The organism is Rhizobacter sp. P2_H2, from assembly GCF_056403375.1.
Genome location: NZ_JBFUFP010001441.1, coordinates 1 through 1,083, shown reverse-complemented (window position 1 = coordinate 1,083; position 1,083 = coordinate 1). Strand labels below are relative to the sequence as shown.

At 74.2% G+C, this 1,083-nt stretch carries 1 protein-coding gene; it reads left to right on the top strand.

What is annotated here, in order from left to right:
- Positions 1-1,083: molybdopterin dinucleotide binding domain-containing protein (locus AC1D15_RS33770; RefSeq protein ID WP_477829499.1), on the top strand; the 1,083-nt coding region annotated here is incomplete at both ends.

Sequence of the window (1,083 nt, the reverse complement as noted above, 5' to 3'; positions counted from 1 at the left end):
CAACACGGCCGGCACGCCGGGCCGCGGGCGCGGCATCGTGACGGGCAGGCACCACAGCCGCGTCAGCGGTGCGCCGGAGGTGTACGGCGAGCTGCCGATGACCTGCCTGGCCGAGGAGATCGAGACGCCGGGTGCGGGCCAGGTGAAGGCGCTGATCACGATCGCGAGCAACCCTGTCCTGTCGGCACCGAACGGCGCGCGGCTGGCGAAGGCGCTGGAGGGGCTCGACTTCATGCTGAGCCTGGACATCTACCTGAACGAGACGACGCGCCATGCCGACGTGATCCTGCCCGGGCTGTCGCCGCTGGAGGACACGCACTACGACGTCGCGTTCCCGCAGTTCAGCGTGCGCAACCATGCGCGCTACAGCCCGGCCGTGCTGCCGCCGCCGGCGGGCGCGCCAGCCGAGTGGGAAACGCTGCTGCGGCTCGCCGCGCTGGTGCAAGGCCGCGGCGCCCAGGCCGACATCGCGGCCCTCGACGACGCCCTGGTGGCCGACGACGTGCGCAAGCTCGCCGGCGACCAGGCCGATGCGGTGCTGCAGGCGCTGTCGGCGCACCGCGGCCCGGAGCGGCTGCTCGACCTGGCCTTGCGCAGCGGGCCGTTCGGCGACGGCTTCGGCCGCCAGCCCGAGGGCCTGACGCTCGACAGGCTGAAGGCGGCACCGCACGGCATCGACCTGGGCCCGTTGGCGCCGCGCCTGCCCGAGCTGCTGCGCACGCCGTCGGGCTGCATCGAGCTCGCGCCGCAGCGCCTGCTCGACGACCTGCAGCGCGTGGCCGCCGATGCGCGGATCGCCCCCGCCGACGCGGTGATCATCGGCCGCCGCCAGGTGCGCTCGAACAACAGCTGGATGCACAACCTGCCGACGCTCGCGAAGGGCCCGTTCCGCTGCACCGCGCTGGTCCACCCGGAGGACGCCGCCCGCTGGGGCCTGCAGCACGGCGGGCAGGCGCGCATCGCCGGTGCGCGGGATCAGTCGATCGACGTGCAGGTGGAGGTCAGCGACGAGGTGATGCCCGGCGTGATCAGCCTGCCACACGGTTGGGGCCATGCGCTGCCGGGGGTCCGCCTCGCGGTGGC